5 protein-coding genes are annotated in these 6,730 nt (G+C 65.6%); 1 reads left to right on the top strand and 4 read right to left on the bottom strand.

Translation table 11 applies throughout. The features are described 5' to 3' along the window. Window positions 1–169: 169 nt before the first annotated feature. From gmd to ENJ37_07760, 4 genes are read right to left on the bottom strand one after another with little or no spacing between them, the layout of a single operon-like run. Window positions 170–1,147: a GDP-mannose 4,6-dehydratase gene (gene gmd / locus ENJ37_07745; GenBank protein HHL40383.1), complete on the bottom strand. Its 978-nt coding sequence runs from the start codon at window positions 1,145–1,147 to the stop codon at window positions 170–172. Window positions 1,148–1,157: 10 nt separating this feature from the next. Further along, window positions 1,158–3,092, bottom strand: coding sequence for a 1,4-alpha-glucan branching protein GlgB (gene glgB, locus ENJ37_07750; GenBank protein ID HHL40384.1), 1,935 nt, complete (start codon window positions 3,090–3,092; stop codon window positions 1,158–1,160). Window positions 3,093–3,103: 11 nt separating this feature from the next. Then, on the bottom strand, window positions 3,104–4,540 hold the full coding sequence (locus ENJ37_07755; GenBank protein ID HHL40385.1) for a phosphomannomutase/phosphoglucomutase: 1,437 nt from the start codon (window positions 4,538–4,540) through the stop codon (window positions 3,104–3,106). A 47-nt stretch (window positions 4,541–4,587) separates the two neighbouring features. Next, window positions 4,588–5,097, bottom strand: a complete 510-nt coding sequence (locus tag ENJ37_07760; protein HHL40386.1) for a nucleoside deaminase — start codon at window positions 5,095–5,097, stop codon at window positions 4,588–4,590. A gap of 274 nt (window positions 5,098–5,371) precedes the next feature. Here ENJ37_07760 and ENJ37_07765 point away from each other — a divergent pair, with 274 nt between their 5' ends. Then, window positions 5,372–6,502 carry an LbtU family siderophore porin gene (locus ENJ37_07765; GenBank protein HHL40387.1) on the top strand — a complete coding sequence of 377 codons (1,131 nt, stop codon included), beginning with the start codon at window positions 5,372–5,374 and terminating at the stop codon, window positions 6,500–6,502. The last annotated feature ends 228 nt before the right edge of the window (window positions 6,503–6,730 follow it).

Genomic DNA, 6,730 nt, shown 5'->3' on the forward strand with positions numbered 1-6,730 from the left:
ATTTGCGTCACGAGGGAACCTCCGCCGGAGGAACCTCCGCCGGAGGGTCACGCACCCATGGCCGCCCCGGACTCCCGTCCATGCCGGCAGGCCCTCGCGGCGGGCGCCGCAGGGCGCGCCGGCAGGGGGGATGTGGGTCCATGACCGTCGGAGGGTTTTCCCGAAGAAGTCACGTGGCGTCGGCGCCTGCCGCGCAGAGCGCGTCGTCGGCGTCGGTCATCATGCGGACCAGCTCCCGGAAGGAGACCTTGGGGGTCCAGCCGAGCCTTTCGCGGGCCTTCGACGGGTCGCCGACGAGGAGGTTGACCTCCGCCGGTCTGAAGAAGGCGGGGTCCACGACGACGTATCTCTTCCAGTCGAGGCCGAGCCTCTCGAAGGCGAGTTCCACGAACTCGCGCACGCTGTGGGTCCGGCCCGTGGCTATCACGTAGTCTTCGGGGCGGTCCTGCTGGAGCATGAGCCACATGGCCTCCACGTAGTCGCCCGCGTAGCCCCAGTCGCGTTTTGCGTCGAGGTTTCCGAGGCGAAGCTCCGTGGCAAGGCCGTGTTTTATGCGGGCCGCCGTATGGGTTATCTTGCGGGTCACGAAGTCGAGGCCCCGGCGCGGCGATTCGTGGTTGAAGAGGATGCCCGAGACGGCGTAGAGGTCGTAGCTCTCCCGGTAGTTGACCGTTATGAAGTGGCCGTAGACCTTGGCCACGCCGTAGGGGCTTCGCGGGTGGAAGGGGGTGAGCTCTGTCTGCGGGACCTCGCGGACCTTGCCGAACATCTCGCTCGACGAGGCCTGGTAGAACCTGGCCTCGGGCCTGAACTTGCGCACCGCCTCGAGGAGCCTTGTGGTGCCCAGCCCCGTGACCTCGCCCGTGAGGGTGGGCTGGTTCCAGGAGGTGGGGACGAAGGACTGGGCCGCCAGGTTGTATATCTCGTCGGGTCTTATGGTCCGCACCGCCTCGTCCAGCGAGCTCTGGTCGGTGAGGTCGCCCTGGACGAAGTTGATCCTCTCCTTTATGTGCGTTATGCGCGAGAGGGTCTCGGAGCTGGAGCGTCGCACCATGCCGTAGACCTCGTAGCCCTTCCCTATCAGAAGCTCGGCGAGATAGGAACCGTCCTGGCCGGTGACGCCCGTTATCAACGCCCTTTTTGCCATCCGCCCCGCCTCACCCATGCTTGAAGTATAGCGCCGAGAGCGGCGGCAGCGTCATCACCAGCGAGTGGCTGCGGCCGTGGGCCTCGGTGGGCTCGGCGTGCAGGCCGCCGAAGTTGCCCTGGCCTGTGCCGCCGTAGCAGAGGGCGTCGCTGTTGAGCACCTCGCGCCACCATCCCCCCGACGGCACGCCGATGCGGTAGTCGTAGCGCACTACGGGCGTGAAGTTGCATACCACCAGGATCGTGCCGGCGCCGGAAGCGCTCTTCCGTATGAAGCTTACGGTCGACTCCTCCCAGTCGTGGCAGTCTATCCACTCGAAACCCCCGGCTTCGAAGTCCGCTTCGTGGAGGGCCGGCTCGCTTCTGTATAGATGGTTGAGGTCGCGGACCCAGTCCTTTACGCCGCTGTGGACCTTCCAGCGGAGCACGTGCCACTCGAGGCTCTCCGTGTGCTGCCACTCGCGGACCTGGCCGAACTCGTCGCCCATGAAGAGGAGTTTTTTGCCGGGGTGGCCGTACATGTAGCCGTAGAGGAGACGGAGGTTGGCGAAACGCTGCCACTCGTCGCCGGGCATCTTTCCCACCAGCGAGCCCTTGCCGTGAACGACCTCGTCGTGCGAGAGCGGCAGGATGAAGTTCTCGGTGAAGGCGTACCAGATGCTGAAGGTGAGGCGGTCGTGGCGGTACTTCCTGTAGAGGGGATCGGTGGAGAAGTAGTCGAGCGTGTCGTGCATCCAGCCCATGTTCCACTTCATGCCGAAGCCCAGGCCGCCGAGGTAGGTGGGACGCGAGACCATGGGCCAGTCGGTGCTCTCCTCGGCCGCGGTCTGGACGTGGGGAAACTCGCTGTAGACCTGCTCGTTGAGGGTGCGCAGGAAGTGTATGGCCTCGAGGTTCTCGCGGCCGCCGTACTCGTTGGGGATCCACTCCCCCTCCCTGCGCGAGTAGTCGAGGTAGAGCATGGAGGCCACGGCGTCCACGCGCAGCCCGTCCACGTGGTACTTGTCGAACCAGTAGAGGGCGTTGCTTATGAGGAAGGCCCTCACCTCGTTTCTTCCGTAGTTGAATATGTGGCTCCGCCAGTCGGGGTGGAAGCCCTTTCTCGGGTCCTCGTGCTCGTAGAGGTGCGTGCCGTCGAAGTAGACGAGGCCGTGGGCGTCGCCGGGGAAGTGGGACGGCACCCAGTCGAGTATGACCCCTATGCCGGCCTGGTGGAGGACGTCTACGAGGTACATGAAGTCCTGGGGCGTGCCGAAACGGGAGGTGGGGGCGAAGTAGCCCGTTATCTGGTAGCCCCAGGAGCCGTCGAAGGGGTGCTCCATGACGGGCATGAGCTCTATGTGGGTGAAGCCCATATCGAGGGCGTAGTCGCGCAACTGATGGGCCGCCTCGCGGTAGGTGAGCGGCCTGCCGCCCTCTTCGGGCACGCGGCGCCAGGAGCCGAGGTGGACCTCGTAGATCGAGATGGGCGCGCGGAGCGAGTTGCGATCTTTCCTGGAGGCCATCCACTCGTCGTCGCCCCAGTCGTAGTCGAGGCCGTGGACTATGGAGGCCGTGGCCGGAGGGACCTCGCAGCGAAAGGCGAAGGGGTCGCTCTTGTCGGCGCTGAAGGCGCGGTGGCGGCTCTCGATGTGGTACTTGTAGGCCGTGGCCTCGCCGAGGCCCGGTATGAAACCCTCCCAGACGCCCGAGTGATCGGTGCGGCAGCGGAGGGGATGGGCGCCCTTTCGCCAGCCGTTGAAGTCGCCGATCACCGACACCTCTCTGGCGTTGGGCGCCCATACGGCGAAGTAGACGCCCCCGGTGCCGTCCACGTTCATCGTCCGTGAGCCGAGCTTGTCGTAGAGGCGGTAGTGGGTGCCTTCCCTGAAGAGGTATATGTCGTGGTCGGTGAAGGCGCTGACCCCGCCGATCACCTCTCCGGCCGTTCTCTCTCTGTCGGCCATGGACTTCGACATCAGTAGGGGAGCCGGCACTGGGGCCAGACCGAAAGGAGCCGGCCCTTCATGAAGTCTTTTATCTTTTCGAGAAGCTGCGGGCTCTCGGCCTCGAAGCGGAGCACCAGCACGGGCTGGGTGTTGGAGGCCCGCACCAGGGCCCAGCCGCCGTCGAATATTATCCTGAGCCCGTCTATGGTGACCACGTCCCTTATGGCGAGCCCCCCTCGGCCCCCTTCTCCCTCTCCCACGGCCCTGCTGAGCCTTTCGATGACCGAGAACTTCAGCTCGTCGGGACAGTCGACCCTCATCTCCGGGGTGACCGACGTGGCCGGCACGCCCGCCAGGAGGTCGGAGAAGGCCGCCGCGGGCTCGGCGACCCTCTTTTCGGCCAGTATCTCGATGAGCCTGCACGTGGAGTATATGGCGTCGTCGAAGCCGAAAAAGCGGTCGGCGAAGAATATGTGGCCGCTCATCTCTCCGGCCATGGCGGCCTTCAGCTCCTTCATCCTCGACTTTATGAGCGAGTGGCCCGTCTTCCACATGACGGCCCTGCCGCCGGCCTTCTCTATCTCGTCGTACATGACCTGCGAGCACTTGACCTCGCCGACGACGGTGGCGCCGGGCATGGTCCTGAGTATGGAGCGCGAGAAGATTATCATGAGCTGATCGCCCCAGATGATCGAGCCCTTCTCGTCGACGACGCCGATCCTGTCGCCGTCGCCGTCGTAGCCCACGCCGAAGTCGGCGCCCTCGCGCTTCACGCTGTCGATGAGCTGGGAGAGGTTCTCCTCCACCGTGGGGTCGGGGTGGTGGTTGGGGAAGGAGCCGTCGGGGTCGCAGAATAGCTCCGTGACCTCGCAGCCGAGCCTTCGCAGAAGTTTCGGGGCCACGAGCCCGGCCGTACCGTTTCCGGCGTCGATCACCACCTTTACGGGGCGCTCGTTGCCGGCCACGTTTATGTTGTCCGCCACCCAGTCGATGTAGCGCGAGATGATGTCCGTCGTCTCCACGGAGCCCGGCGCTGCGGCCGGTGCGGCCGGCGGAGGCTCCTCTCTCATGATCTCCTTCAGCTCCTGGATCTCCTCGCCGTGGATCGTCTCCTTGCCCACGCTGATCTTGAAGCCGTTGTACTCGGGGGGGTTGTGGCTGCCCGTTATCATGATGCCGCCGTCGAGCCCCAGCGAGTGGATGGAGAAGTACTGGAGCGGCGTCGGGCACTCGCCGAGGTCCAGGCAGTCGAGGCCGGCCGAGGTGAGACCCCTGACGAGGGCGTCCCTGAGCCTGGCGGAGCTCTTCCTCACATCCCGTCCCACGCTCACGCGGGCCTTCTCGGCCCCCCCCTTTCGGCGCAGGAGCACGGCGTAGGCCCTGCCCAGGGCCTCGGCGACCTCGACGGTAAGGTCGTCACCGAAGATGCCGCGTATGTCGTACTGGCGGAAGATATGGTCCGAGATACTTTGCATTTGGAATACTCCTCGCTTTGGTGGCGCCGGCCTGCCTTTCAGGACCGTTGCGGGCGGTCTGTGCCGTCGCGGCCGCCCTTCCTGAGTCCGGCGAAGAACTCCCTCAGAAGGGTGCCCGACTCGTCGCCGAGGACGCCGCCCGTGACCTGGACGCGGTGGTTGAGCCGTCTGTCGGCCGGGATGTCGTAGAGGGAGCCGCAGGCCCCGGCCTTGGGGTCGAAGGCGCCGAAGACGAGCCGCTCGACCCTTGCGAGGACGACGGCCCCTATGCACATGAGGCAGGGCTCGAGCGTGACGTAGAGGACCGTGCCCGCGGCGCGCCAGCCGCCGAGCTTCCTTGCGGCCCTGCGAAGGGCCACTATCTCGGCGTGGGCCGTGGGGTCGGCCGCCGTCTCCCTGCGGTTGTAGCCGCGGCCGATTATCTCGCCCTCGCGCACCACCACCGCTCCCACGGGCACCTCTCCCATGCGTGCGGCCTTGCGCGCAAGCCTTAAGGCCTCGGCCATGAACCTCGAGTCTTCGGGCCCCGTCTTCGTCTCCTTCCGCATGGGGTGGCGCCGGCCGGGGCGCGCTCTGCGCCGCGGCGGCCCGCGAAGTGACAGTTCCCTGTAAGTTACAGTAAAAAGGCCCTCCTGTCAAGGCCGCGCGCACGCCCGGGCGGCCGCCGGCGGCCCCCGGAGCGCAACACCGGAGTTGACCGGGGGTTGACCGGACTTATTGATAATGATATTTAATATCATTTAGAGCCCGTTCGGCACCCGGCGGCCGGGAAGAACGGGCGGGAGACGGCGAGCTTTCCGCCGAGGGAGGCACGCTTGCGGGATGGAGATATTTTTTGAGATGGGAAAAGGGTTTGCTGCTGTCGCCGTCCTGTGGCTGACGGTCCTTGCGCAGGCCGTCTTCTCCGGCGCGGTCCGGGCCGCTCCGGCCCCCGGCGTGTCGTCTCTCGAGGAGAGGATCGGCAGGCTCGAGCGGCTCAACTCCGAGCTTTACCGTACGCTTGAGGAAAAGAAGCGTGCCGGCATGTTGCGGGAGATAGCCGAGAACGTGACGGTCGGCGGGCTCGTCGAGGTGGAGGCCGCGGCGGACCGCAACGACCTCTACGGCCACAGCTCCGACGTGGTGCTCGCCACCGTCTCCATCGGGCTCGACGCCCGCATAAACGAGCACATCGAGGGCCGCGTCCTGCTGCTGTGGGAGGAGGAGCAAACCGAGCCAATGGAGGTGGACATCGGCACCGTAAGGTTCATCGATCCCTCGGGGGCGAGCCTCACGGGCGGCAGGATGTACCTTCCCTTCGGCGTCTACACGTCCCACTTCATAAGCGATCCCATGACGCTTGAGCTCGGCGAGACGCGCCGGTCGGCCCTCCTCGCGGCCTACGAGAACGACTTATTCGAGGTTTCGGCTGCTTTCTTCACCGGCGCCGTCGACGGCGCCGCCTCGGGCGGCGGCATCGACGACTTCACGGCCGCCCTCACCGTGACGCCGGCGGCCGGCGTCATCGTCGGCGGCGCCTACATATCGGACCTCGCCGAGACCGGCGCGGACCTTACCGGCCTTGCCGCCTCGGGCGGAGCCCCGGCGCGCGCCGTGGCGGGCTATGACCTCTTCCTGACGGCCGGCACAGGCGCCCTCCTCTTCGACGCCGAGTACATAGGGGCGGCCTCGCGCTTCGATCCCGCCGACCTCGACGCCGACGGCGACGGACGCGGCGACAGACCTTCGGCCCTCAACGTGGAGCTCGCATGGAACCTGAGAGAGGACCTGGAGCTCGCCGCCAGGTACGAGTCGTCGCGCGAGCTCCCCTCACTCCCGGCAAGACAGTACGGCCTCGACCTCACCTGGAGGCTTCGCCCCAACGCCGCCCTCTCCGTCGAGTACCTCCACGGCCGCTACCGGGGCGGCGGGGACAGGGACCTCGTCTCCACCCAGCTCTCCATAGAGTTCTGAGCCTCATCGCAAAAAATATTTCTTGAAACCGTCGTTCCGTGATATTAAGGAAGCCCTGATTAAGGAAACTCTGATTAATGACCCTGGGGGAAACTTTCTGTAGAAAGTTTCCCCCAGACCCCCTTCAAAGACTTTCAATACGAGTTGGTTTCCCCCTGTTTTGCCTGGCAAAACAGGGGGAAACCAACTCGCATTAAAAGTTTTTGGAGGGAGTCTGAGGGAACCTTT

The sequence above is a fragment of the Deltaproteobacteria bacterium genome (genome assembly GCA_011375175.1).
Classification (GTDB): Bacteria; Desulfobacterota; GWC2-55-46; order GWC2-55-46; family DRME01; genus DRME01.